This window comes from Cupriavidus basilensis (genome assembly GCF_000832305.1).
GTDB lineage: Bacteria > Pseudomonadota > Gammaproteobacteria > Burkholderiales > Burkholderiaceae > Cupriavidus > Cupriavidus basilensis_F.
Map to the genome: position 1 here is coordinate 1,636,754 of NZ_CP010537.1, position 23,523 is coordinate 1,660,276.

Genomic DNA, 23,523 nt, shown 5'->3' on the forward strand with positions numbered 1-23,523 from the left:
GGCGGCGGGCGCGATCATGCGTTCAGCACGATGTCGCTGGCAGGCACGGCCTGGCACGCCAGGCACATGCCGGCATCGTCGGGTTCCTCGCCGTGCAGGTGCCGGATGCGGCCCGACACGACGGAAACCGCGCAGCTCTCGCACTGGCCGACCCGGCAGCCGCTGGGCAGTGCCAGGCCGAGCTTTTCAGCGAAGCCCAGCAGTGGGCCGTCCGCCGAGCGCCAGGTGCCGGTGGTGCCGGACCTGGCGAACACCACATTGAACTGCTGGCCTGGCCCGGCCGCCACGCGTTCGGGCGAGCGGAACACTTCGCGCAAGATGTCGGCGCGCGGCACGCCACGCTCGGCCAGCGCGTTGGCGAAGGCGGTCATCATTGGCGCGGGGCCGCACATATAGACGAGCGGGCGCTGGCCGAGCAGTCCGGCCGGGACATGCTCGGCGCTGACGCGTCCGGCCACGTCGTAGTCGACGCCGGGTACGTCGCCTTGCGCGGGACTGTCGTAGAAATTGACGACTTCCAGCGTCGGCAAGGTGTGCCGCAGTGCCAGGATGCGTGACCGGAACGCATGGGCCAGGCCGTTCTGGTTCGCGTACAACAGCAGTATCTTTGGTGCATCAGCGAGCCCGGCCAGCGATTCGAGCAGGCTGACAAACGGCGTGATGCCGATCCCGCCGGCCAGCAGCACCAGTGGGCGCCGGGTGCGCACCGGCATGACAAAGGTGCCGGATGGCGAACGCAGCGAGACGATGTCGCCAATCGCAAGGCACAGGTTGATATGCGACGAAGCGCGCCCGAACACGGCCTCGCCGGTATCGGTCAGGCCCGCCGCGCGGCGCACGGAGATTGAGTAGCCACGCCGCATCGGCAAGACGGCGGGGCCGGTCAGCGAATACGAGCGTACGATCTCTTCGCCGGCGGGCGGCACGGTGAGCTTGATCGTCACATGCTGGCCCGGCAGGAAGTCCGGCAAGCCGCCGCCATCGATGGGTTCCAGGCATACCGACGTGACCTCGCGCGCTTCCTTCACCAGGCTCGCGACGCGAAAGGCGCGATAGCCGTCCCACCGGCGGCGCGTCACATCGAAGGCCGGGTCGTGCTCGACGTTGCAGCGGTAGGCCCGCAGCGGCACGGAGCCGCTGACCGGATCGATGCTGTCCGCGGCGATCAAGCCGTTGTAGTTGCTGTTGTTCTCGCCCGTGACGCCGAGCGCGGTCTGCGCAAGCGCATCGCAGCCCTGCCACCAGCCAAATTCGCCGACCACCACGCGGGGATGCAGGCCTTCCCGGATCTTGGCGATAAACCTTGTGCTGCCCATGGACGTGGTCACCCGGATCGCATCGCCGCTGGCAATCCCGCGCGCGGCTGCCAGCGCGGCCGGGATTTCCGCTTCGGGTTGCAGCGCGCGGCGCCGCAGCGAGGGCAGCCCGCGATGCTGGCTGTGGCAGTAGTAGCCGCTCTTGGCCGAGGTCAGGACGAAAGGATAGGCGTCGCCGGCAGCGTCGTCTGCTTCTTCGGGGCACTGGCCGGCGCGTGGCAGTGGCGGATAGCCGTGGCGCAGCAACTGTTCGGAGTACAACTCCACCAACCCCGTTTGTGTGTTGAAGGCGCGAGCGCGCGGCCGGCCCGCATACTTGCGCTCCACGTCGGCAACGGGCACGCGGATGCCTTCCGGTTGCTCACGCAGCTTGTCCACTGTCAACCCTGACGGGGCGAGCATGTGATTCCATCCCGCCTCCAGGCTGCCGCCAAAGAACGCCTGCCCCATGCCCAGCCTGACGGCGAGATCGAACACGATGTCGTTGTCCGAGCGCGACTCCCCGCGCGGCGACACCATGCGCTGGCGCAACTGCACCAGTTGCTCGGCCTCGGCGGAGATCTCGAAACCGATGCGCAGTCCCTCGCGCTCCCACGGCGTGTTGACCGGCAGCAGGATATCGGCGTAGCGGGAACTGGGGGTTTCGAACAGATCGCAATGGACATAAAAGTCCAGGCTGCGCAGGGCGCGCTCGCCGTCGTCCACATCGGCTTGCGAGAGCAGGGGATTGGTGCCGAATGCCATCAGCGTGCGCACGGCGTAGGGCTGCGCGTGCAGGATCGCCCGGTAAAGGTCGCGCGCGGTGACCCATCCCTGCGCGGGCGGCCCGAGCGGCCTCGCGTCATAGCCCAGTGCCTTGCTCTTCTGCGCCGGCGGCAGCAGGTCGAAGCTGTTGACCGGGTTGTACGGGGGCTTTTGAAAGATCCGGTTGCCACCCGGCTTGTCGAAACTGCCGGTCAAGGCATAGAGGCACGCGATTGCCCGGTCCGTCTGGGTTGCGTTGTCATGCTGGCCAACGCCGGACCAGGCGTGATAGGCCACGCGCCTGGCCGAGCCGAACAGGCTTGCCGCATGGCGGATATCCGCCTGCGCCACCCAGGTGAGCCGCTCGGCTACGTCAGCGGGGTAACGGGCGCATTCGCCGGCATACAGGTCGAAGGCGGGTCGGCAAGCGAGCGTGGCCGTGCCTGTGGCGTGGCCCACTTCGAAAGTGCCTCTTAGCGCGACATGCTCGAAATCCCGCCCGGTCAGCGTCGACGACGGCCGGGCTTGTCCGGCATGGGCGTCCCAGGCCAGGTAGGCATCGCCGTCGGCCAGCCCCAGGTCGCGGCCCCGCAGGAAGCGCCCGTTGTCGCTGCGCACCAGCAAGGGGCCATTGGTCCATTGCCGCACGAAGGCCAGGTCGAACGCATTGGCTTCGATCAGCAGGTTGGCGATCGCCATGGCGAGCACGGCGTCCGTGCCCGGCCGCACGCGCAGCCATTGCTCCGCCTGGCCAGCCAGCGCTGTCTGCCTGGGGTCTACCACCAGCAGCTTCGCGCCGGCGGCCCTGCCGGCACCAATCGCTTCGGCCTGCGACAGCCAGGTGTTGGTCGGGTTATGGCCCCACAACACGATGAGTTCGGCGTTGCGGTAATCCGCGGTCGGCATGCCGCAGCCGAAGGTGAAGGCGTGCGCATAGTCCTTGTGCCAGTTGCAGATTTCCGTGGCGTAACAGGTGTTGGGACTGCCAAAGAGCCGGATAAGCCGCTCGATCCAGTCGATGCTGTCGGACAGCGGCGTGCCGCTCGGCGTGGTGACGGCAAAGGCGACCGATTCGGCGCCGCCCTCGCACCTGGCCTGGAGCAGGCGCTGCGCAACCTCGGCCAGGGCATGCTCCCAGCTAATGCGCTGCCAGCCGGGATCCGCGTCGGTCTTGGGCGTGGTCCGCCGCATCGGATACAGCACGCGGTCGGCGCCATGGACCAGCTCCGGCGCGGATTTTCCTTTCATGCACATCGCCTTGCCCGTGGGGTGCGAGGTGTCCGGGCGCACTGCGATCAGCGCATCGTTCTCCACCACGTTCACCGTGCCGCATCGGGAGCGGCACAACGTGCAGTAGCCGCGCTTGTCTTCCTGAATCATGGTTGTCACCGCATCTTGTCTCCTGACCGGATGCTAGCTAGGATGAGGAAGTATTTCTAATTCATAATTTCGACATAGTAATATCGGAAAAATCGATGCTCCCCACTCTAAAGCAACTGCAGCATTTCGTGGCCATCGCCGAGACGGGGCAAGTGTCGCGTGCGGCACTTCGTTGCCACGTATCGCAGTCGTCCATGACGGCCTCCCTGAAGAGTCTGGAGCAAGCGGTGGGCGTGCAGTTGTTCACCCGGCACGCCGGCGGCGTGCGCCTTACCGAAGCCGGTACGCGTTTCCTGCGGCATGCGCAGCAGATCGAGGACGCCGTGCTGGATGCGGTGGAAGCCGTCAGCGTGGCGCCGGTAGACATCGCGGGCACGGTGCGCATGGGCGTGACCGAAACCATCACGGCTTATGTGCTGCCCGGCTTGCTAGAGTCCATCGAGAGAAAATTCCCCAGGCTGCGGCTTGAGCTGCTGGAGCGGGAACGGCATGACATCGAGCGGGGCATCCTGCGTGGCGAGATCGATATTGCCCTGCTGCTGGTTTCGAACCTGCCCGGGCTCGACCATGTCACCTGCGAAACGCTGCTGCGCTCGCCAAGGCAGCTATGGGGCCATCCCGAGCATCCGCTGATGACGGCGGACCGCATCGGCCTGGCGGACGTGGCGCGGCATGACTACATCCTGCTCGACATGGACGAGCACATTGCCACGGTCGGCAAGTACTGGGGGCAATATGGTCTGGCGCCCCAGGTCCGCTACCAGAGCTGCTCGATCGAGGCGGTCCGCAGCCTGGTGGCGGCCGGGCGCGGCATCGCCATCCTGTCCGACCTGGTCTACCGGCCGTGGTCGCTGGAGGGGCAGCGCATCGTGCGGCGCGGGATTGCCGACAAGGTGCCGTCGATGGACGTGGGGCTGGTATGGAAGCGGGAACCCGCCACCGCGGGCAATGTGGTGGCGCTGGCGGACTACCTGCGCAGTGCGCTCAAGGGCAGGGAGAAAGCACGCATGTGAGCCGGCGGGCCTATGCCAGGATCAGTGGCCGGCGACGGATTGCCGACTTGCACAGGTTGATCGGGCTATGCCACGCCAATGACGCCACTGGCTCGTACCCCTTGATGGAAACGCTGTGCGTGTCCTGCTAGCTGTCCGGCACCTTCGGCGTGGGCGCGCCCCCGGTCTTGGGGGCCACGCTCTTTCGCCATGAATGGCAAGCTTGCCGGCGCTACTGCGTGTTGTGCGCGGACAGCCATGCGGCGCCAGTGGCACACGGCGGCAAACTTGGCTAGAGTGGGAACCTCATACAGTTCGCGTCAAGCATGAGGATACCCATGGAAGCCCAGCGCCTGCAGTTCCCGGGAAGTGATGGTCAGCAACTCAGCGCACGGCTGGATTTGCCAGTTGGCCCGGTGCGCACCTTTGCCTTGTTCGCCCATTGCTTCACTTGCGGCAAGGACGTGCTGGCGGCGACGCGTATCGCGCAGGCGCTGACGGCGCACGGCATCGCCGTGCTGCGCTTTGATTTCACCGGCCTTGGCGGCAGCGGCGGCGATTTCGCCAATACCAATTTCTCGTCCAACGTGGCCGACCTGCTGGCGGCGGCGGACTACCTGCGCCAGCATCACCGGGCGCCGGCCTTGCTGATCGGCCACAGCCTGGGCGGCGCGGCGGTGCTCAGCGCCGCGCACGGCATCCCCGAAGCCAAGGCGGTCGTCACCATCGCCGCGCCGAGCGATCCGAGCCATGTGGTCGGCCTGTTCGGCGACCAGGCCGCGCGCATCGAGGCCGATGGACAGGCCGAGGTCCGGCTCGCCGGCCGTGCGTTCAAGATCAAGCGGCAATTCATCGAAGACGTGGCCGAGCAGAAGCTGCTCGATAGCGTAGCCAAGCTGCGCAAGGCGCTGCTGGTCATGCATGCGCCGCAGGACGACACCGTCGGCATCGACAACGCCACGCAGATCTTCATTGCCGCCAAGCACCCCAAGAGCTTCGTCTCGCTCGACCGCGCCGATCACCTGCTCACGCGCAAGGCCGATGCCGTCTACGTGGCCAACACCATCGCGGCATGGAGCCAGCGCTATCTCGACATCGATGCCCTGGATGTGCCGGCCGCGGTGGCCGAGGAAGGGCTGGTGCGGGTGGAGGAAAGCCACGTCGGCAAGTACCAGGAGCGCATCACCGCCGGGCCTCATCACTTGCTGGCCGACGAGCCCGTTTCGTTTGGCGGCCTCAATGGCGGGCCTGCGCCTTACGACTTGCTGCTGGCGGGGCTGGGCGCCTGCACCGCCATGACCATGCGCATGTATGCCGATCGCAAGGGCTGGCCACTGGAACACGTGGCCGTGACGCTGCGCCACGAGAAGATCCACGCGACCGATAGCGCGGAGTGCTCCACCACCGAAGGCAAGATCGACTGGATCGAGCGGGAGATCACCATGCGCGGCCCGCTGGACGAGGCGCAACGCGCGGCGCTGATGGAGATCGCCGACAAGTGCCCGGTCCACCGGACCCTGCATTCGGAGGTGGTGGTGCGGACCCATCTGGCGGCGACTGCCGCCAGGTAGGCCGCCGGCGCGAACCGGACGAGTCGGCCTGCGGGCTGTCCCTTCCGGTTTTGCCCGGGGGCTTCTCAGAGGAAGGTTGTCTCGATCCTTGACGCACCCTTGAGGAACAGCGTCACCGGCGTGCGCTCGCAGATCTGCGCGAGCCGCTCGCGCTCGGCCTCGCCCAGTTCCACGCCGCCAAGCCGGACTTCGCGCCGGATGAAGCGTGCCTCATCCTTGCCCTGGAAGACTGCCGTGACTTCCACATCAGCCACGGGCCACTGTTTTCTCTGCATATACATTTTCAGCGTGATGGCGGTGCAGGACACCAGCCCGGACAGCACGAAGGCAAAGGGCGGCGGGCCCTGGTCCGTGCCGCCCAGCCCGGCGGACTCGTCACCGACCAGTGCGTGGCTGCCGGCCTGCAGGTGCACAAGGTAGTTGGCATCGGCCGAGCCGATCCGGGCGGTGGCTTGGGAGTTTGACATGGGTTTTCCTAGGGTTGTTGGTGCAGAGGATTGTGCGGATTGTGCCCGATATTATGCGGGTGCGCGCCGCAGGGAAAGGCTCTTCTCGGCATAATTCCCGCTTGTCATCGGCATTGGGGGCCAGGGCACCGTAGCTATCCGAGGTCCGCGGTGGCCAGGGCACGCCTACACTGTAGCCATCACTTCAAGATCAGGGGCGCGCATGGAAGCATCGCAAGTCTTGCCGTTGCTGCTGCATTTCGACCAGCATCTTGGCCCTGCCATCGCGCAATACGGCGTCTTGGTCTACGGCATCCTGTTCGCCATCGTGTTCTGCGAGATCGGGCTGTTGCCGCTGTTCTTCCTGCCAGGCGACCCGCTGCTGTTCCTCTGTGGCGCGTTCTGCGCGGCGGGCGCGCTCAAGCTATGGATCCTGCTGCCGGTGCTGCTGATCGCCGCAGTGGCCGGCAGCCTGCTGAACTACGCCATCGGCAAAGCCATCGGGGAGCGCGTGTTCACGGGCGGCTACCGATGGATCAATCGCGACGCACTGCGCAGGACGCATGACTTCTACCAGCGCCACGGCGGGCTGACTTTGCTGCTGTCCCCTTTCGTCGCCGTGGTGCGCACCTTTGCGCCCTTCGTTGCGGGCGTGTCCGCCATGTCCGCGACGCGCTTCGCGCTGGCCGCGAGCGCTGGCGCTACGGTGTGGGTGGTGTCGCTGCTGGCCGGCGGCTATCTCTTCGGCAATGTGCCGCTGGTGCGCGATCACATGAGCGCCATCGTCCTGCTTGGGCTTGCGCTTGGGCTGGGGTCGCTGGTGGTGGCGAGTGCGTGGCGGGCGGTGAAGGGGAGGCAGGGGGCGCGGGGGTGAGTTGTTCGCGCTTGCGGCGGCGCGCAAGCATGGACATGAAAAGTCTCGGGTCGCCCGGCCTCCAGTGGCGGATCGTTAACACAAAAAGTACACATATTTTTGTGCTAAATTATGTGCTTTATTACGGGTAATAAACGGACTGCAAGCCTGTCCATGCAGTCTGATTGGAACCCGCTACACCAGGCAACCCAAAGATATGACTGTCACACGCGCCATCTACGCTACCGCGACCGTAAGCATCACGGACCTTCGCCGCAACCCCGGTGCCATCATTGAGGAGGCCGGTAACGAACCCGTGGCAGTCCTCAATCACAATCGCCCGGCCGCATACCTGGTTCCCGCCCAGGCTTTCGAAGCACTCATGGACAGGCTCGAGGACATCGAGCTTGCAGAAATCGTTCGGCAGCGTCGCGGCGGGAAGTCCGTAAAGGTGTCGCTGGATGAGTTATGAGCTCGCCTTTCACGAAGACGCTTTGAAGGAATGGAAGAGACTCGATGCGTCGATCAAGGATCAGTTTCGAAAACAGCTCGAGAAACGTCTGGCCGAACCCCGGGTGCAGTCTGCCAAGCTCAGCGGCAAGGACATGAAAGACGTCTACAAGATCAAGCTGCGCGATGCCGGGTACCGGCTGGTGTACGAGGTCAACGATCGTACCGTCACTGTGCTAGTGCTCGCTGTTGGACGACGGGACAAGAGTGAGGCGTATCGCCGGGCCGGTGTGAGGCGATAGCGGTCACCTTGTTTATGCCCGGCCTATGGTTCGCATTTTCCATCTCGCGTGGCAACTGCATCATCCTGCCGGCTCGTGCTCCACAAGATGCACGCCAGCAACAACACCTGCACCACCAGCCGGATACCCAGCAGGCTCGGCGGAATCTTCGGGAATAGCTCGGGGTGCTGCCACATGTAGACATTGGCAGGCGTGACCGCAAGCGTCAGCAGTGCCAGGCCGTATCCCGCCGCTCGCCGGGTGGGCAGCCACAGCACCCCCATCGCGCCCGGTTGCCAGTGTGGCCCAGCAGCCCAGCAGCCCGGCGGGCCTCCCAATTCGAGATTGCTCTCCAACCTTCATCGTTTTGTCATCCGCACCACCCAGAATGCGCTCACTGTTGATGCAAGGAGTGTGGGATGACGCATGCGATTGAAGTGCGCGGCCTGTCCAAGTCGTTCCAGGCGGGACGCAAGGCGCTGGATGACGTGAGCCTTGCCGTTGCCCCTGGTGAAATGGTGGCGCTGCTGGGTGCCTCGGGCTCGGGCAAGTCCACGTTGCTGCGCCACGTGGCGGGGTTTGTCGCTGCCGATGCGGGCGGCGCTGGCGAGGTGCGGGTCAATGGCCGGGCCATCCAGCAAGGCGGCCGGCTGGCGCGTGATGTGCGCGCGGCAAGGGCAGAGATCGGTTTTGTGTTCCAGCAGTTCAACCTCGTGGGCCGCCTGCCGGTGATCACGAACGTGCTGACCGGCATGCTGCCGCGCGTGCCGCTGTGGCGCAGCCTGATCCGCTTGTTCCGTGTCGGCGAGATCGACGCAGGGCTCGAAGCGCTTGCCCAGGTTGGTATAGACGACTATGCCTTTCGGCGGGCCTCCACCCTGTCGGGCGGCCAGCAGCAGCGCGCGGCCATTGCCCGTACGTTGGTGCAGAACGCGCGGGTGATCCTGGCCGACGAGCCGATCGCTTCGCTGGATCCCGAATCCGCGCGGCGCGTGATGGAGTTGCTGGCGCAGATCAACCGGGCACGCCGCGTGGCGGTGGTGGTGTCGCTGCACCAGGTGGATGTGGCGATGCGCTATTGCCCGCGCGTGGTCGCGCTGCGCCACGGCAAGGTGGTCTACGACGGCCCGTCCGCCGCGCTCACCCCCGCCATGCTGCGCGAGCTGTATGGCACGCAAGCCGCCGAGCTGTTGCCCGATGGCGCGGGGCTGGAAGTTGCCGCGCCCGCCATGCCGCATGGCGGCCTGGCGGCGGCCTGATTGACCCCGGATTTCCTCGCAATGTTTCCCGCAAACACCCCCAACAAGGCTTTTCCTCGGAGTTCCCTCATGCTGCGCAGAACCCTTTTTGCCCTGATCGTCTCGAGCGCCGCTGGCGCGCTCTCGCTGCCCGCCTTTGCCCAGGAAGGCAAGGTCCTCAACATGGGCTTTATCTCGACGGAAACCTCGTCCAACCTGAAGTCCGCCTGGCAGCCGGTGGTCGATGACCTGAGCAAGCAGTTGGGCGTGCAGGTCAAGCCGTTCTTTGCCTCCGACTATGCTGGCATCATCGAAGCCATGCGCTTCAACAAGGTGCAGATCGCCTGGTTCGGCAACAAGTCCGCCATCGAAGCGGTGGACCGCGCCAGCGGCGAGGTGTTCGCCTCGGTGATCGACAAGGACGGCAACCCGGGCTACTGGTCGCTCCTGATCGTCAACAAGGACAGCAACCTCAAGACGCTGGATGACGTGCTCAAGCAAGGCAAGTCGCTGAGCTACGGCGCGGGCGATCCGAACTCCACCTCGGGCACCGCCGTGCCGGGCCACTACCTGTGGGGCGCCCACAAGATCGAGCCGAAGACCTTCTTCAAGACGGTGCGCGTGAGCAATCACGAAACCAACCTGCTGTCGGTGCTGAACAAACAGGTCGACGTGGCGGTCAACAACACCGAGAACATGGAGCGCTACCGCATCAACACCGGCAAGAACGCCTATGACCAGGTACGCGTGCTGTGGAAGTCGCCGCTGATCCCGGCGGATCCGCTGGTCTACCGCAAGGACCTGCCGGCCGATGTCAAGGCCAAGGTGCAGACCTTCTTCGTGAACTACGGCAAGGGTGCCGATGCCGCGCGCGAGAAGGAGAACCTCGCCAAGCTGACCTACCAGGGATTCCGCGCGTCCAACGACAACCAGCTGGTGCCGATCCGCCAGATCGAGCTGGCCCGTGAGAAGGCCAAGATCGAGTCCGACACCACGATGGCCGCGCCGGACAAGGAAAAGCGCCTTGCCGACCTGAGCAGCAAGCTGGCTGCGCTGGACAAGATCGCCGCCAGCGCGCAGTAACGCGCCCATCGTCGGCCCGCCCCAAAGCCGGGGCGGGCCGCGCAGCGTCGCCTCACCTTAGCCTTAGCCTTAGCCCGAGTATCCATGCATTCTTCCGCCAACTCCACCATGATCCCAGCCACTCCGCCTCGTGCCGTCCGTGCGCCGCGTGCCAGCCTGCCTGTCATGTTCGTCTGGGCGGTGGTGCTCGCCTTGCTGGCCATGTCGTGGCAGGGCGCCGACATGCGTCCGCTCGACCTGTGGAGGGATTCCGGCAACATGGCGAAATTCGCTGCCGACTTCTTCCCGCCCAGTTTCCGTGACTGGCGCATCTACCTGGACGAGATGCTGGTGACCGTGCAGATCGCGATCTGGGGCACCTTCCTGTCCATCGTGTTTGCCGTGCCGCTGGGGCTGGCGTGTTCGGCCAATATCGTGCCGGCCTGGGTCTACCAGCCGATGCGCCGCGTGATGGACGCCTGCCGCGCCATCAATGAGATGGTGTTCGCCATGCTGTTTATCGTGGCGGTGGGGCTAGGCCCCTTCGCCGGCGTGCTCGCGCTGTGGGTGCACACCACCGGCGTGCTGGCCAAGCTGTTCTCGGAAGCCGTGGAGGCCATCGACCCGCGCCCCGTGGAAGGCGTGCGCGCCACCGGCGCCAGCGCGCTGGAAGAGGTGGTCTACGGCGTGATCCCGCAGGTGCTGCCGCTGTGGATCTCCTATGCGCTGTACCGCTTCGAATCCAATGTGCGCTCGGCCACGGTGCTAGGCATCGTCGGCGCGGGCGGCATCGGCACCGTGCTGTGGGAGATCATCCGCAGCTTCCAGTATGCCGAGACCTGCGCGGTGATCATCATCATCGTTGGCTTTGTCACGGTCATCGATTTGCTGTCCGCCCGGATCCGCAAGGCGCTGGTCTGACAGCGGCCTCAAGCCGCCACAAGCCGCCTCACGACACCAGCCCGCACACACAAATCATCATGACGATCCTCAGGCGCATCGAAATCCTCTTCTCCGGCCACGGCACCGCCTTCTATGGCGGCGAGGCCATCACCCAGACCGAACATGCGCTGCAGTGCGCGCAGCTGGCCGAGCAGGCCGGCGACCCCGAGCCGCTGATCGTCGCCAGCCTGCTGCACGACCTCGGCCACCTCGTGATGTCCGAGGACAGCACCACCGATTTGCGCCACCAGGAAGTCGGCGCCGACCTGCTGGCGGTCGGGTTTGGGCCGGAGGTGACCGAGCCGGTGCGCATGCATGTGGCCGCCAAGCGCTACCTGTGCGCTACCGAGCCGGGCTACCAGGCTATCCTGTCGCCGGCCTCGCAACACAGCCTGGCACTGCAGGGCGGCCCCTTTGGCGCGGCCCAGGCGCAGGCTTTCGTCGACCACCCCCACGGGCCGGCAGCCGTGCGCCTGCGCCGTTATGACGACCTGGCCAAGGTCGTCGGCCTTGCCACGCCGCCGCTGGAGCACTACCTGCCGATGGTGGCGCGCTGCCTGCGCCGTGCGCCCTGACCCGCATCGCACCGGCGCAATTTCACTCGGAACCGATATCCGCATGGACCTGCCTGAAGCACACCGCACCAGGGGCGGCCCGACCCTGCACGAAGTGACCGGCACCGATGCTGAACTGCTGCAGGTGGCCGCCTTGCTCGCCGAAATGGACAACGAGACGCCGCTGCCTTTGCAGCGCATGCGCGCGCTGTTCGCCCAGCTCAAGGCGATGCCGTACTATCGCTGCTACCTGATGCGCAGCGCCGCCGGCGAAGCGCTCGGCACGTTCTGCCTGCTGGTGTTCCCGGTGCTGGCGCACGACGGCCGCAGCGAGGCCATCGTGGAAAGCGTGGTGGTGACCCACGCCGCGCGCGGCACCGGCGTAGGCACGGCCATGATGCACGCCGCCATGCGGCTGGCCGAAGAGGCGGGCGCCTCAAAGCTGGTGCTGTCGTCCAGCGCGCGCCGGGTGCAGGCGCATCGGCTTTACCGGCGCCTTGGGTTTGCGGAGCACGGGACCAGCTTTAGCATAGGGTTGCCGGTGGCGGCGGTGCACCTCTGACAGTAGCGCTATCCCATCCGCTTGCCCCTACTTCGCCTGGCCGTTTCCCCCCCCGGCCCCGGGCGCCTTCTCCGCCGGCGCCTCGATGCTTTCGCGAAAACGCTGCGTGACAGCGGTTTCAGCGAGCGCGTGATACGCCAGGGAAATGCCGATCGACGCATCCGGCGGCAGGTCGGAGATCGGGCGGAACACTACGCGGCCCGATGCGTGCGATGCGTTGACCGATGGCACCAGGGCCACCCCGAGCCCGCTATCCACCAGCCCTACCACGGTCTGCACCTGTACGGCTTCCTGCGCGATGTAGGGGCTGATGCCGGCGCGTGCGAACAGGTGCGACACCGCGGCTTGCAGGCCGCCCACGCGTGAGGGCGTGTAGCCGATCAGGGGACAGTCGGCGAGGTCGTGCAAGGCAACCTGCTTGTGCTTGGCCAGGGCGTGGCCGCGCGGGAGCGCGGCACAGAATACGTCGGTCTGGATCAGCTGGAAGCGGACGTTTTCCGGGCGGGCGGTGGGCACGCGCACGAAGCCCACGTCAAGCTCGCCGTTTTCCACTAGCGATAGCAGTTCGAGGTTGGTGCCTTCGCGCAACGCCAGCTTGACCTGCGGGTGGCGCTTGGCGAACGCCTGTATCAGCCGCGGCAGCAAACCGAACGTGACCGAGCCGATGAACCCGATGCGTAGCCGGCCGGCTTCGCCGGTGGCGCTCGCGCGCGCGGCCGTGCTGACTTCTTCCGCATTCTGCAGGCATTTCCTGGCGGCTTGCAGGGCGGCTTCGCCGGGGGCGGTCAGCCGTACCCCGCGGGCAGTGCGCTCGAACAAGGGCGTGCCGAGTTCTTCCTCCAGTTTGCGGATGGCGACGGAAAGCGGCGGCTGTGCCATGAAGAGCCGCTCCGCCGCCCGGCTGAAGCTGCTGGTCTCGGCGACGGCTACGAATTGCTTGAGTTGACGCAGGTCCATCCATATACCTCGTGTATAGCTAGGTGCATGCAAAGTATTGGATTAAGTATATGACATTGCTTACGATTGTTTCCGGAACAGGCACAAAGAAGCCGAGGGCGCCGGACACATGCTTGGCCGCGCCTGACCTCAGACCGGAGACAATCGATGATCAGCACGAAACGCTGGCTTGCCGCTGCCGTTGCGGCCACCGCCGCTCTCACCTTGCCCGCGCTTACCCTGGCGCAGGCTTTTCCTGCCAAGCCCGTCAAGATCGTCGTGCCTTACCCGCCGGGCGGCACCAATGACATCGTGGTGCGCCTGCTGGCGCAGAAGCTGGGTGACAGCATGGGCCAGCCGTTCGTGGTCGAAAACAAGCCCGGCGCTTCCGGCAACCTGGGTGCGGAGCAGGTGGCCCGCGCGGCGCCCGACGGCTACACGCTGCTGCTGGTGACGACGGGGCATTCGATTCACCCTTCGCTCTACAAGCACCTGCGCTACAACATCAAGACCGATCTCACGCCGGTGAGCGAGCTGACGCGCGGCCCGATGCTGGTGATGGTGACCCCGTCGCTGCCTTACAAGACGGTGCAGGACGTGATTGCCGCGGCCAAGGCCAAGCCGGGATCGATCAACTTCGGCTCGGCGGGCAACGGTTCGTCCACGCACCTGGCTACCGAGCTGCTGAGTTCGATGGCCGGCGTGAAGATGACCCACATCCCGTACAGCGGCAGCGCGCCTGCCATGGCGGACGTGATGGCGGGCAATGCCCAGCTGGTGATGGACCTGATGTTCTCGGCGCTGCCGCAGGTCAATGGCGGCAAGCTGCGTGCGATCGCCATCACCGGCGCCAAGCGCTCGCCGCTGCTGCCTGGTGTGCCAACGGTGGCAGAGTCCGGCGTGCCAGGCTTCGAGACCCTGGCGTGGAACGGGCTGATGGCGCCGGCAAACACGCCCAAGCCGATCATCGACAAGCTCAACGCCGAGATCCACAAAGCGCTGGACGCGCCGGAGATGAAGGAGCGCCTGCGCGCGCAGGGCTTCGAGCCGTCGCCGGGCACGCCAGAGCAGTTCGGCGCGTTGATCCGCGCCGAGATCGACCGTTGGGCAACGGTCGTCAAGACGTCCGGCGCCAAAGTCGAATAGGCCAGCCTTGCGAAGGCCTGGGCGGGTGCCGCCCCGGCCCGGTCGGCTCCGCCTTCACTTCTTTTCCGCGCCCTCTGCGCCGCCACCATTCTTCCTGCAAGCGATCTCGCCATGCCAGACCGTAATCCCCTTGTTCGTCTCCTTCGCCCGCGTTCCGTCGCCGTCATCGGCGCCTCGGACGATCCGCTGCGCATCGGCGGGCGGCCTATCGACTACATGCGCAGCCAGGGGTACCAGGGCCGCCTGATGCCGGTCAATCCCAATCGCGCCGCCATCCAGGGCCTGGAAGCCTACGCCAGCGTGGCTGGCCTGCCGCAGACGCCGGACGTGGCCATCGTGGCGGTGGCCGCCAAGCTGGCGCCCGACGTGGTGGCGGAACTGGCGGCGCGCGGCACGGCGGCAGCCATTGTGTTTTCCGCAGGGTTTGCCGAGGCCGGGGCCGAGGGCGCGCGGATCCAGCAGCGCATGGTGGCCTCGGCGCGCAAATACGGCATGCGCCTGCTTGGCCCGAACTCGTTGGGCGTGGTCAATCCCGGCACCGGCTTTTACGGCAGCTTCACCTCGGTGGTGGAAATGGGCTTTCCGGTGGCCGGGCGGGTCGGCATTGCCAGCCAGTCCGGCGCGTATGGCAGCCACATCCTGGGCATTGCGCGCGATGCAGGCATCGGCGTGTCGGCCTGCGTGATGAGCGGCAACGAGAGCGACATCAGCCTGGGCGACATCGTCCACGCCATGGTGGACGACGACAACACCGATGTGATCGCAGTCTACGCCGAGGGCATCCGCGACGGGCAGCGCCTGATGCAGGCGCTGGAGGCTGCGCGCAAGGCGCGCAAGCCGGTGGTCATGATGAAGGTTGGCACCAGCGCGGTGGGCAGCGCGGCGGCGCAGTCGCACACGGCCTCCCTGGCCGGCAACGACGCGGTGACCGATGCCGTGCTGGCCGAGTTCGGCGTGGTGCGGGCGCGCTCCACCGAGCATATGCTCGACGTGGCACGGCTGGCCACGCGCCGCATCTATCCCGCCAGCAATTCCCTGGGCGTGATTACCGTCAGCGGCGGCGCCGGCGTCATTATCTCCGATGCGGCGGAAGTGGCTGGCTTGCCGATGCCGGAGATGCCCCCTGCGACCCAGGAGCGCCTGAAAGCGTTGCTGCCCTTTGCCGCGCCGCGCAACCCCGTGGACTGCACGGCGCAGTTCCTGAACGACATGACCATCGCGGGCCGCTTCACGCAAGCGGTGGTGGCCGAGGGTGGCTACCAGTCGGTGCTGGGTTTCTTTACCTACACAGGCGGCGCCGACTCGATTGCGCCGCGCCTGCGCGAGCAGCTCAAGGGCGTGCGCGACAAGCATCCGGACCGGCTGTACCTGCTGTCGGTGCTGGCCTCGCCCGAGCGTGTGCGCGAGTACGAGGCCGACGGCTTTTCCGTGTTCGAGGATCCCACCCGCGCGGTGGTGGCCATCGAAGCCATGGGCCGTTTTGGGCAAGCGTTTGAGCGCGCTCCCGGCTTGCCGCCGCCCTCGGTGCCCGCGGTGGCGCTGCCAGACAGCACGCCTGACGAGGCGCAGGCCAAGCGCGTGCTGGCGCAGGCCGGCATCGCCGTCGCCCCGGAACGCGCTTGCGCCGCGGCCGGCGAGGCGGTGGCGGCGGCCGAGGCGTTGGGCTATCCCGTGGTGCTCAAGATCCTGTCGCCGGACATCCAGCACAAGTCCGAGATCGGGGGCGTGCTGCTGAATGTCACCGATGCCGAAGGCGTGCGTGCCGGTTTCGACCTGTTGATTGCACGCGCCGAGGAGGCCATGCCGGGCGCGCGCTTCGAAGGCGTGCTGGTCGCTAAACAGCTCAGTGGCGGCGTGGAATGCATTCTCGGCATCCAGCGCGATCCCGTCTTTGGCCCGGTAGCCATGTTCGGGCTGGGCGGCATCTTTGTGGAAGTGATGAAGGACGTGGTGCTGCACCGTTGCCCGTTCGGCGAGGACGTGGCCGAGCAGATGATCCGCTCCATCAAGGGCGCGCCGCTGCTGCTGGGTGCGCGCGGCAAGCCGCCAGTGGATATCAAGGCGCTGGCGGGCATGCTGGCGCGGCTGTCCGTGTTTGCGCACCAGGCCGGCCCGCGCCTGCAATCGGTGGACCTGAATCCGGTGTTTGCGATGCCGCAAGGACAGGGCGCCTTTGCCGTCGATGCCGTGATCGAGGTGACGGAGCTGCCCCGATGATTCGCGACGCCGAAACCCTCAACGCCCGGCGCGACAGCATCCGGCGCTTTGTGCGCGTGGCCCTGAGCCAGCCGCCGGCTCCAATCTGACCCAATCTGAAGCTGCTTGCGCAGCCATCCCGACACACGTATTCCGAGGAGAACCGAATGGACCTGCAGATCAAGGGCAAGGTCGCCATCGTCACGGGCTCAGCCCGCGGGCTGGGCGCGGCTACGGCTCGCCACCTGGCGCAAGAGGGCGTCAAGGTGGTGATCACGGACATCCTGCGCGAGCAGGCCGAAGCCACGGCCGCCGCGCTGCGCGCCGACGGCTTGCAGGCGCATTGCATCGTCGCCGACATCACCAGGGGCGCCGATGTGCAGCGGCTGGTGGATGAAACCATCGCGCACTTTGGCGGGGTGCACATCCTGGTCAACAACGCTGGCTTTCCGCGCGACAAGTACCTCGTCAAGATGACCGAGGAGGACTGGGACCTGGTGATGGAGGTCATGCTCAAGGGCGCTTTCCTGGCCACCAAGGCCGTGATGCCGCGTTTGATCGAGCAAGGCTGGGGGCGGGTCATCAACATCAGCTCGCGCGCGCACTTCGGCAATCCCACGCAAGCCAATTACGCGGCGGCCAAGGCCGGGCTGATCGGCATGGCCAAGGCGCTGGCGCTGGAGCAAGGGCGCTACGGCGTGACCGTCAATTGCGTGGCGCCCGGCTTCATGGAAACCGAGATGGTGCAGGCCTTGCCCACCTACGAGACCATCAAGGAGCGCGCCGTCGCCGCGCAGCCGATCAAGCGGGTTGGCCGGCCGGGCGACATCGCCGATGCGGTGGCCTTCCTGGCTTCGGAGCGCGCCAGCTTCATTACCGGCGAGGTGCTGCACGTCACCGGTGGGCGCTATGGCTGAGATCTCGGCAGGGCCGGTGCGTTGCTCCGCCAAAGACGGCATTGCCACGCTGACGCTGGACAACCCGCCGCTGAATGTGGTCTTCCGCGGCCTGACCGAGGCGCTTGACCGTGCGCTGGACGCGCTGGCGCGCGATCCAGCCGTGCGCGCCGTGGTGCTGACCGGTGCCGGCACCCGTGCCTTCTGCGCGGGATCCGATATCGCCGAGTTCCGCCCGCTGATGCGGCCCGGGCAGATCGTGCCGGGCAAGCTCGCTTTGCAGCATGCGGTGTTTGGGCGGCTGGACGATTTCCCCAAGCCGACGGTGGCGGCGGTCAACGGCCTGGCGTTTGGCGGCGGCCTGGAGATCGCGGTCTGCTGCGACCTGATCGTGGCGGACGAGACGGCGCGCTTCGCGCTGCCCGAGATCAAGCTGGGCGTGTTCCCCGGCAGCGGCGGCCCGGTGCGCGTCACGCGGCGCGTGGGCGAAGGCCGCGCCAAGGAGCTGATGTTCCTGGGCGAACCCATCGATGCGGCCACCGCGCTGGCCTGGGGCCTGGTCAACCGCGTGGCCCCGCCGGGCCAGGCGCTGCAAGCGGCATTGGCGCTGGCCGCCACGCTGGCGCGGCGCCCGCCGCTGGCGCTGGCGCTGTGCAAGCAGGCCATCGACCTGAGCTTTGACACCACTGAAGACGAGGCCATGCGGCAGGCGCTGCCGCTATCGGACCGCGTGTTCAGTTCCAAGGAGGCGCAGGAAGGCGTGCGCGCCTTCTTCGCCAGGGAAACCCCGCGGTTCGGCACTGACGAACTGCATCATGAACAAAGGATGCCATCATGAAACGAGCCGCAATCGTCTCCCCGCTGCGCACGCCCATCGGCGCGTTCGGCGGCAGCCTGCGCAGTATCCCCGTCGAAGAACTCGGCGCTACCGTGGCGCGCGCCGTGGTCGAGCGCACGGGCCTGGATCCGGCCCGTATCGAGGATGTGGTGTTCGCCCATTCCTACGCCAACGGCGAAGTGCCTTGCACCGGGCGCTGGGTGGCGCTGCAGGCCGGCTTTCCGATCAGCGTTGCCGGCATGCAGCTGGATCGGCGCTGCGGCAGCGGCCTGCAGGCCATCGCCACGGCGGCGATGATGGTGCAGACCGGCGCCGCCGATGTCGTGATGGCTGGGGGTGTCGAGAGCATGAGCAACGTGGAGTACTACACCACCGACATGCGCTGGGGCAAGCGCGCCGGCACCGTGAAGTTCCACGACCGTCTGGAGCGCGGGCGCGAGCGCTCGCAGCCCGAAGCCCGCTTCGGCCGCATCTCCGGCATGATCGAGACCGCCGAGAACGTGGCACGCGACTATGGCATCTCGCGCGAGCAGGCCGATGCTTTTGCGCTGCGCAGCCACCAGCGCGCCGCCGAAGCGTGGTCCAGCGGCAAGTTCGCGCAGGAGGTGGTGCCGGTCAGCGTTGCGCAGCGCAAGGGCGAGGCGCTGATCGTGAGCGAGGACGAGGGCATCCGCGGGGACCTCACCATCGAGCAGCTCGCGCGGCTCAAGCCCCTGATGAAGGACGGCATCGTCACTGCCGGCAATGCCTGCCAGCAGAACGACGCCGCCGCCGCCTGCCTGATCGTGGCCGAAGACAAGCTGGAAGCGCTCGGCCTGGCGCCCATCGGCTACCTGCATAGCTGGGCCGTGGCCGGTTGCGAGCCGTCGCACATGGGTATCGGCCCCGTGCCAGCCGTCAAGAAGCTGTTCGGCAAGAACGGGCTGGGCTTCGACGACATGGGCCTGGTGGAACTGAACGAAGCCTTTGCCTGCCAGGCGCTGGCCTGCGCCAAGGGCTGGGGCTGGAACGATCCGGATCGCTTCAATGTGAACGGGTCCGGCATCTCGCTGGGGCATCCGGTGGGCGCCACCGGCGTGCGCATCATGACCTCGCTGATGCACGAACTGGGCCGGCGCGGCGCGCGCTACGGCCTGGAAACCATGTGCATCGGCGGCGGGCAGGGCATTGCAGCCGTGTTCGAACGCGCCTGACGCCGTCATTACGCCACTACGGACCGGACCGCTCCCATGACCTACCCATTGCTCAACCGGCTGCGCGTAGTCGAAAGCTCAGCATTTATCGCAGCGCCGCTGGCCGGCCTTACGCTGGCTCAGTTCGGCGCCGACGTGATCCGCGTAGACATGATCGGCGGCGGCATCGACTACATGCGCATGCCGCGCATGCCGCAGGCCGGCGGCAAGGGGCGCAGCCTGTACTGGACCGCGCTGAACAAGGGCAAGCGAAGCATCGCGGTCGATCTGCGCAAGCCCGAAGGGCGTGAACTGGTGCAGGCCCTGGCGACGGCGCCCGGGCCGGACGCAGGCGTACTGCTGACCAATATCGGCACGCCGTGGCTTGCGCACGAGGCGCTGGCCGCGCGGCGCGCGGACATGATCAGTTGCACCATCCAGGGCAACGGCGACGGCAGCACGGCGGTGGACTACACCGTCAATTGCGCCACCGGGTATCCGGCTGTCACCGGCGGCGGGTCGCGCGAGCGGCCGGTCAACCATGTGCTGCCGGCCTGGGACATCGCCTGCGCCTACCAGGCCGCCTTTGCCGTGGTCGCCGCGGTGGAGCAGCGCCGGCGCACGGGTGCAGGCGCGGAGCTGAAGCTGGCGTTGTCCGACATGGCCTTCACCATGCTGTCGCATCTTGGCCTGCTGGCCGAGGCCGAATTGCTGCAGCAGGAGCGGGCGTCGATCGGCAATCACCTGTATGGCGCCTTCGGCCGCGACTTTGGCACGCTGGACGGCGGCCGCCTGATGGTGGCGGCGATCTCGGCTGGGCAATGGAAGGCGCTGGTGGAGGCTTGCGGCATCGCCGGGCAGGTGGCTGCGCTGGAGCAGCGCACGGGCCTGAACCTGGGCGACGAGGCCGATCGCTTTGCCTGCCGCGAGGCCATTGCCGAGCTGGTCGCACCCTGGTTTGCCACTCGCACGCAGGCCGAGGCGGAAGGCCTGCTGGAAGCGCGCAAGGTCTGCTGGGGCCGCTACAGCACGGTCGGCGAGTTGCTGGCCGGCGATCCGCGTGTCAGTCTTGCCAATCCGGTGTTCGAGCGCGTTGCGACCCCAGGGATCGGTGAACATCTGGCGGCCGGTGCGGCGGTGCGGGTTGCGTCGATGGAGCGCGAGGCAACTTTGCCTGCTGCGTTGCTGGGCACGCATACCGACCAGGTGCTGCATGAAGTCCTGGGGCTGGATGGCGCCGCCGTCGGCTGGTTGCATGATGCCGGGGTGGTGGCGGGCCCGGAGCGGGACCCTACGGCTGGCGCTGGTTCAGGCGCTGGCGCGTGCGCTCGTGCGTGATCCGCATCAACGCGCTTGCCGCATCCTCCAGCGCGCCGCTGTTGTCGATCACCGTCAGCCGGCACCCCGCCGGCACGGCGAACGGCTCGCCCGCGCGCTGCAGGCGCCGCACGATGGCTTGCTCGTCCTCGCGGCCGCGCAGCCGCAGGCGCTCTCCCAGCACGTGCAGGCGCACGCTGACCTGCACGGCGTGCAGGGCCGGATAGCGCGCATGGGCGGCGGCCAGGTGCTCGCGTGACCCATTTACGACCACGCACAAGCCCTGCGCCAGCCAGTCGTCAAGCTCGGTCCCAATGCCGTAGCACAATCCGTGGCTGCGCCAGTGCAGCGCAAAGCCGCCTTGCGCCACGCGGTGCTCGAACGCCGCGGGGGTGATCGCCACGCTGTCTTCATCGGCGCTGCTGGCGCGGGTGATCCAGCGTTGCGCCACGCGTACGCCGGCGTCATCCTGCAACTTGTCGCGCATCACGCGCAGCAGCGAGTCCTTGCCGCTGCCGGAGGGGCCCATCAGGTAGACCAGGCCGCTGCCGTCCGGGGCTTCGGCACAGGGCGCGGCGATGTCGGCGCGCGCCGCGGTGCGCATGGCCTTGGCGCTCATGCCGCGGCTTCCAGCAGAGCCGCTCCGGCGGCATCGGTGGTGCTGCCATCAAAGCCATAGTGGCGGGCGGCCAGGAAGGGCGCATCCGGTGCGCTCTGCACGAACAGGCTGACGTCGCGTACTGTCATCGCTTGCTGGAGCAACGGTCCGCTCGCGGCCTGCAGCATGGCGATGGCGCTGTCTTGCTCGGCTTCGTCGAGCAGCCCCGTGAGCGTGATGTGGAAAATAAAGGTCTCGAACGCGTATGGGTAGCCCCACGCATCCAGCATACGCCGGGCTGGCTCGCTCAGTTGCCCTGGCTTGCGGCGTGCCAGCTCGGCGGGGGTGGGCGGCGCGCGGAAGCTGTCGAACTCGCGAACCGCTGCGTCCGCCAGCGCGTGCATGCGCGCATTGGCGCTGGCGTCGCCGCCGAGGCACCAGGCCAGGAAGCCCCGCAGGTTATGCAGTGCTAGCGGTACCGCGAAGGGTTGGCGGTACCGCGCGAAGGCGCGCATGGCGGCGTCCAGCCCGGCAGGCGTTTGGCCATCCGCCAGCCGGAACGGGGCCTTGAGCGTCGCATGCAGGCCATAGTGAGCCGGTGCTTCAGTCCAGCGGGCGATGTGGGCCATGCGGCGGGCATCGTCGGGTACGGTGCGCGCGATCGCCTCCCCTGTTTCGGCACTGCGGCCCAGCCATTGCTCGCCCACCCGCCGAAAGGGCGCGGCGGGATTGAGGTAGATGGCGTAGCGGTAAGCCTGTGGCAATGGATTGTTCGACATCGGGCTTGGCATCCTGTGCATGCGGGTCAGGCCGCGCGCCGCGCGCCGCCGGCCTGCACCAGCGGGAAGGCACGCGTGGCGTGGCGCAGCACACCGCCGACAATGGCGGCGCAGACCTGGGGCAGGGCGGGATCGCGGTCGTCGACGATGATGGCGTCGGCACGCAGGCCGGGGCTGAGCGCGCCGCGGTCGTTCATGCCGGCGGCGCGCGCCGGATTGCGCGAGACCAGGTCCCAGGCCGCCGGCAACGGCAGCACGCCGAGCTGTGCTACGCGGAACGCGGCTTGCAGGGGCGCCGGGTAGTAGTAGTCGGAGGCCAGCACGTTGCACAGCCCGGCGGCGATCATCTCGGTGGCATCCGGGGCGCCGGTGTGGCTGCCGCCGCGGATCACGTTCGGCGCGCCGAACACAGCGTGGTTGCGCAACGCGTGGGCGGCGCGGGCCACATCCACGGTGAGCGGGAATTCCGCCACGGTGCAGCCTTGCTGGTGGTAGCGCTGGCGGGTGGCGGCGTCGCCGTCGTCGTGCGAAGCGACTTGCAGGCCGGCGGCGCGGGCGGCGGCAATCAGCCGTGCCACGCCTTGGGGCACCCCGCCGGCCTGCGCGGCCGCTTGCTCCAGGCGCTGGCGGAAGATGACCGGGTCGCACTCCGCGCGGTCCGCGTACTGCGCCAGCTTGCGCGTGTCGTGCAGGCGGGTGGCCATCTGCGGCAGGTGGTCGTTGATGGCCAGGAAGCGCACCTTGCCGCTATCGATCCAGGCCAGTGCGGTTTCCAGCCCGGCCAGGTGATGCGCCTCGAAGCGCAGGTGCACATGGTGTTGCGCGCCAAGGGTGCCGCGCATGCGCTCCAGGCCGTCGAACATGCGCTGGGCGTAAGCCTCGCCGCGCAGGCCGCCCTCCCACGATAGCGTCACGCCGTGCAGCTCGGTGGTGATGCCATGGGCGAGCAACTGGCGGTCCACGTCGAACAGCGCGCTGGTGTACGGAAAGCTCACGCCGGGGCGCGGCATCACGGCACGCTCGAAGGCGTCGCCGTGAATGTCCACGATGCCAGGCAGCACCAGCAGGTCGCCCGCATCGAGGACCGGCCCAGCCGTGCTGGCCGGCCCCGCCAGGCATCCGTCGCGCAATGCGAAGGCGGCCGGCGCAATGCCGTTGGCGGTGAGAACGCGGCGGCCGCTCAGGCCGGCAAGGGTGGGGTGAGGTGCGTGATTGGTATCCATGCTGGCGACCTTAGCGCGGGCAGATGACAAA

23 protein-coding genes are annotated in these 23,523 nt (G+C 67.3%); 16 read left to right on the plus strand and 7 right to left on the minus strand.

The features are described 5' to 3' along the window. Positions 1-14 precede the first annotated feature (14 nt). Complete coding sequence (locus RR42_RS27965) at positions 15-3,440, minus strand: molybdopterin-dependent oxidoreductase (protein WP_043354760.1); 3,426 nt, start codon at positions 3,438-3,440, stop codon at positions 15-17. 95 nt (positions 3,441-3,535) lie between these two features. On the opposite strand from RR42_RS27965, the gene RR42_RS27970 reads away from it, so the two are divergent. Both RR42_RS27970 and RR42_RS27975 read left to right on the plus strand, forming a co-directional pair. Beyond that, entirely contained in the window at positions 3,536-4,453 is a 918-nt protein-coding gene (locus tag RR42_RS27970) for a LysR family transcriptional regulator (protein ID WP_043354762.1), read from the plus strand. Between the two features lie 317 nt (positions 4,454-4,770). Beyond that, positions 4,771-6,003 carry an alpha/beta fold hydrolase gene (locus RR42_RS27975; protein WP_043354764.1) on the plus strand — a complete coding sequence of 411 codons (1,233 nt, stop codon included), beginning with the start codon at positions 4,771-4,773 and terminating at the stop codon, positions 6,001-6,003. Between the two features lie 65 nt (positions 6,004-6,068). On the opposite strand, the gene RR42_RS27980 is transcribed toward RR42_RS27975, so the two are convergent. Beyond that, on the minus strand, positions 6,069-6,470 hold the full coding sequence (locus tag RR42_RS27980) for an OsmC family protein (protein ID WP_043354766.1): 402 nt from the start codon (positions 6,468-6,470) through the stop codon (positions 6,069-6,071). Between the two features lie 202 nt (positions 6,471-6,672). Between RR42_RS27980 and RR42_RS27985 the strand changes: the two genes are divergently transcribed. The 3 genes from RR42_RS27985 (at position 6,673) to RR42_RS27995 (ending at position 8,054) form a co-directional block, all read left to right on the plus strand. Continuing rightward, on the plus strand, positions 6,673-7,323 hold the full coding sequence (locus RR42_RS27985; protein WP_043354768.1) for a VTT domain-containing protein: 651 nt from the start codon (positions 6,673-6,675) through the stop codon (positions 7,321-7,323). A 196-nt stretch (positions 7,324-7,519) separates the two neighbouring features. Continuing rightward, positions 7,520-7,774: a type II toxin-antitoxin system Phd/YefM family antitoxin gene (locus RR42_RS27990; protein ID WP_043354770.1), complete on the plus strand. Its 255-nt coding sequence runs from the start codon at positions 7,520-7,522 to the stop codon at positions 7,772-7,774. After that, positions 7,764-8,054 carry a type II toxin-antitoxin system RelE family toxin gene (locus tag RR42_RS27995; protein WP_043354772.1) on the plus strand — a complete coding sequence of 97 codons (291 nt, stop codon included), beginning with the start codon at positions 7,764-7,766 and terminating at the stop codon, positions 8,052-8,054. The genes RR42_RS27990 and RR42_RS27995 overlap by 11 nt, the downstream gene beginning before the upstream one ends. Positions 8,055-8,077: 23 nt before the next feature. On the opposite strand, the gene RR42_RS28000 is transcribed toward RR42_RS27995, so the two are convergent. Beyond that, complete coding sequence (locus RR42_RS28000) at positions 8,078-8,389, minus strand: hypothetical protein (RefSeq protein WP_144409983.1); 312 nt, start codon at positions 8,387-8,389, stop codon at positions 8,078-8,080. Positions 8,390-8,452: 63 nt separating this feature from the next. Here RR42_RS28000 and phnC point away from each other — a divergent pair, with 63 nt between their 5' ends. The 5 genes from phnC to RR42_RS28025 all read left to right on the plus strand — a co-directional run bounded on the left by phnC (position 8,453) and on the right by RR42_RS28025 (position 12,391). Continuing rightward, positions 8,453-9,292, plus strand: a complete 840-nt coding sequence (gene phnC, locus RR42_RS28005) for a phosphonate ABC transporter ATP-binding protein (protein WP_043354773.1) — start codon at positions 8,453-8,455, stop codon at positions 9,290-9,292. Between the two features lie 69 nt (positions 9,293-9,361). Then, positions 9,362-10,354 (plus strand): phosphonate ABC transporter substrate-binding protein, encoded by a 993-nt coding sequence (gene phnD / locus RR42_RS28010; RefSeq protein ID WP_043354775.1) that lies wholly within the window; start codon positions 9,362-9,364, stop codon positions 10,352-10,354. A gap of 108 nt (positions 10,355-10,462) precedes the next feature. After that, positions 10,463-11,254: a phosphonate ABC transporter, permease protein PhnE gene (gene phnE / locus RR42_RS28015; RefSeq protein WP_043354777.1), complete on the plus strand. Its 792-nt coding sequence runs from the start codon at positions 10,463-10,465 to the stop codon at positions 11,252-11,254. A 59-nt stretch (positions 11,255-11,313) separates the two neighbouring features. Next, complete coding sequence (locus RR42_RS28020; protein WP_043354779.1) at positions 11,314-11,850, plus strand: phosphonate degradation HD-domain oxygenase; 537 nt, start codon at positions 11,314-11,316, stop codon at positions 11,848-11,850. A gap of 43 nt (positions 11,851-11,893) precedes the next feature. Then, positions 11,894-12,391: a GNAT family N-acetyltransferase gene (locus RR42_RS28025; protein WP_052495030.1), complete on the plus strand. Its 498-nt coding sequence runs from the start codon at positions 11,894-11,896 to the stop codon at positions 12,389-12,391. Between the two features lie 27 nt (positions 12,392-12,418). Here the strand turns inward: RR42_RS28025 and RR42_RS28030 are convergent, their stop codons facing one another. Further along, complete coding sequence (locus tag RR42_RS28030) at positions 12,419-13,348, minus strand: LysR family transcriptional regulator (protein WP_043354781.1); 930 nt, start codon at positions 13,346-13,348, stop codon at positions 12,419-12,421. A 147-nt stretch (positions 13,349-13,495) separates the two neighbouring features. On the opposite strand from RR42_RS28030, the gene RR42_RS28035 reads away from it, so the two are divergent. From RR42_RS28035 to RR42_RS28060, 6 genes are all read left to right on the plus strand, one after another. After that, positions 13,496-14,473, plus strand: coding sequence for a tripartite tricarboxylate transporter substrate binding protein (locus RR42_RS28035; RefSeq protein ID WP_043354783.1), 978 nt, complete (start codon positions 13,496-13,498; stop codon positions 14,471-14,473). 111 nt (positions 14,474-14,584) lie between these two features. Next, positions 14,585-16,690 carry an acetate--CoA ligase family protein gene (locus RR42_RS28040; protein ID WP_043354786.1) on the plus strand — a complete coding sequence of 702 codons (2,106 nt, stop codon included), beginning with the start codon at positions 14,585-14,587 and terminating at the stop codon, positions 16,688-16,690. A 146-nt stretch (positions 16,691-16,836) separates the two neighbouring features. Next, the gene (fabG, locus tag RR42_RS28045) at positions 16,837-17,586 is read left to right on the plus strand and encodes a 3-oxoacyl-ACP reductase FabG (RefSeq protein ID WP_043354787.1); all 750 of its coding nucleotides are present in this window, start codon (positions 16,837-16,839) and stop codon (positions 17,584-17,586) included. Beyond that, positions 17,579-18,403 carry an enoyl-CoA hydratase/isomerase family protein gene (locus tag RR42_RS28050; RefSeq protein WP_052495031.1) on the plus strand — a complete coding sequence of 275 codons (825 nt, stop codon included), beginning with the start codon at positions 17,579-17,581 and terminating at the stop codon, positions 18,401-18,403. The genes fabG and RR42_RS28050 overlap by 8 nt, the downstream gene beginning before the upstream one ends. Continuing rightward, the gene (locus RR42_RS28055; protein WP_043354788.1) at positions 18,400-19,596 is read left to right on the plus strand and encodes an acetyl-CoA C-acetyltransferase; all 1,197 of its coding nucleotides are present in this window, start codon (positions 18,400-18,402) and stop codon (positions 19,594-19,596) included. The genes RR42_RS28050 and RR42_RS28055 overlap by 4 nt, the downstream gene beginning before the upstream one ends. A gap of 36 nt (positions 19,597-19,632) precedes the next feature. Beyond that, positions 19,633-20,913: a CoA transferase gene (locus RR42_RS28060; RefSeq protein WP_052495032.1), complete on the plus strand. Its 1,281-nt coding sequence runs from the start codon at positions 19,633-19,635 to the stop codon at positions 20,911-20,913. On the opposite strand, the gene phnN is transcribed toward RR42_RS28060, so the two are convergent. Genes phnN through RR42_RS28075 form a run of 3 tightly spaced genes read right to left on the minus strand, consistent with a single transcriptional unit; the run spans position 20,867 to position 23,492 of the window. Next, the gene (gene phnN / locus RR42_RS28065; RefSeq protein WP_052495264.1) at positions 20,867-21,496 is read right to left on the minus strand and encodes a phosphonate metabolism protein/1,5-bisphosphokinase (PRPP-forming) PhnN; all 630 of its coding nucleotides are present in this window, start codon (positions 21,494-21,496) and stop codon (positions 20,867-20,869) included. The two genes, RR42_RS28060 and phnN, sit on opposite strands and share 47 nt — an antisense overlap. 11 nt (positions 21,497-21,507) lie before the next feature. Further along, entirely contained in the window at positions 21,508-22,269 is a 762-nt protein-coding gene (locus RR42_RS28070) for a DUF1045 domain-containing protein (RefSeq protein ID WP_043354789.1), read from the minus strand. Positions 22,270-22,295: 26 nt separating this feature from the next. Beyond that, positions 22,296-23,492: an alpha-D-ribose 1-methylphosphonate 5-triphosphate diphosphatase gene (locus RR42_RS28075; protein WP_043354791.1), complete on the minus strand. Its 1,197-nt coding sequence runs from the start codon at positions 23,490-23,492 to the stop codon at positions 22,296-22,298. Positions 23,493-23,523: the final 31 nt, after the last annotated feature.

What these genes read in the sequence shown, in the direction of transcription:
- RR42_RS27965 (WP_043354760.1), bottom strand. Translation starts at nt 3,440, where the DNA reads ATGATTCAGGAAGACAAGCGCGGCTACTGCACGTTGTGCCGCTCCCGA.
- RR42_RS27970 (WP_043354762.1), top strand. Translation starts at nt 3,536, where the DNA reads ATGCTCCCCACTCTAAAGCAACTGCAGCATTTCGTGGCCATCGCCGAG.
- RR42_RS27975 (WP_043354764.1), top strand. Translation starts at nt 4,771, where the DNA reads ATGGAAGCCCAGCGCCTGCAGTTCCCGGGAAGTGATGGTCAGCAACTC.
- RR42_RS27980 (WP_043354766.1), bottom strand. Translation starts at nt 6,470, where the DNA reads ATGTCAAACTCCCAAGCCACCGCCCGGATCGGCTCGGCCGATGCCAAC.
- RR42_RS27985 (WP_043354768.1), top strand. Translation starts at nt 6,673, where the DNA reads ATGGAAGCATCGCAAGTCTTGCCGTTGCTGCTGCATTTCGACCAGCAT.
- RR42_RS27990 (WP_043354770.1), top strand. Translation starts at nt 7,520, where the DNA reads ATGACTGTCACACGCGCCATCTACGCTACCGCGACCGTAAGCATCACG.
- RR42_RS27995 (WP_043354772.1), top strand. Translation starts at nt 7,764, where the DNA reads ATGAGTTATGAGCTCGCCTTTCACGAAGACGCTTTGAAGGAATGGAAG.
- phnC (WP_043354773.1), top strand. Translation starts at nt 8,453, where the DNA reads ATGACGCATGCGATTGAAGTGCGCGGCCTGTCCAAGTCGTTCCAGGCG.
- phnD (WP_043354775.1), top strand. Translation starts at nt 9,362, where the DNA reads ATGCTGCGCAGAACCCTTTTTGCCCTGATCGTCTCGAGCGCCGCTGGC.
- phnE (WP_043354777.1), top strand. Translation starts at nt 10,463, where the DNA reads ATGATCCCAGCCACTCCGCCTCGTGCCGTCCGTGCGCCGCGTGCCAGC.
- RR42_RS28020 (WP_043354779.1), top strand. Translation starts at nt 11,314, where the DNA reads ATGACGATCCTCAGGCGCATCGAAATCCTCTTCTCCGGCCACGGCACC.
- RR42_RS28025 (WP_052495030.1), top strand. Translation starts at nt 11,894, where the DNA reads ATGGACCTGCCTGAAGCACACCGCACCAGGGGCGGCCCGACCCTGCAC.
- RR42_RS28030 (WP_043354781.1), bottom strand. Translation starts at nt 13,348, where the DNA reads ATGGACCTGCGTCAACTCAAGCAATTCGTAGCCGTCGCCGAGACCAGC.
- RR42_RS28035 (WP_043354783.1), top strand. Translation starts at nt 13,496, where the DNA reads ATGATCAGCACGAAACGCTGGCTTGCCGCTGCCGTTGCGGCCACCGCC.
- RR42_RS28040 (WP_043354786.1), top strand. Translation starts at nt 14,585, where the DNA reads ATGCCAGACCGTAATCCCCTTGTTCGTCTCCTTCGCCCGCGTTCCGTC.
- fabG (WP_043354787.1), top strand. Translation starts at nt 16,837, where the DNA reads ATGGACCTGCAGATCAAGGGCAAGGTCGCCATCGTCACGGGCTCAGCC.
- RR42_RS28050 (WP_052495031.1), top strand. Translation starts at nt 17,579, where the DNA reads ATGGCTGAGATCTCGGCAGGGCCGGTGCGTTGCTCCGCCAAAGACGGC.
- RR42_RS28055 (WP_043354788.1), top strand. Translation starts at nt 18,400, where the DNA reads ATGAAACGAGCCGCAATCGTCTCCCCGCTGCGCACGCCCATCGGCGCG.
- RR42_RS28060 (WP_052495032.1), top strand. Translation starts at nt 19,633, where the DNA reads ATGACCTACCCATTGCTCAACCGGCTGCGCGTAGTCGAAAGCTCAGCA.
- phnN (WP_052495264.1), bottom strand. Translation starts at nt 21,496, where the DNA reads ATGCGCACCGCGGCGCGCGCCGACATCGCCGCGCCCTGTGCCGAAGCC.
- RR42_RS28070 (WP_043354789.1), bottom strand. Translation starts at nt 22,269, where the DNA reads ATGTCGAACAATCCATTGCCACAGGCTTACCGCTACGCCATCTACCTC.
- RR42_RS28075 (WP_043354791.1), bottom strand. Translation starts at nt 23,492, where the DNA reads ATGGATACCAATCACGCACCTCACCCCACCCTTGCCGGCCTGAGCGGC.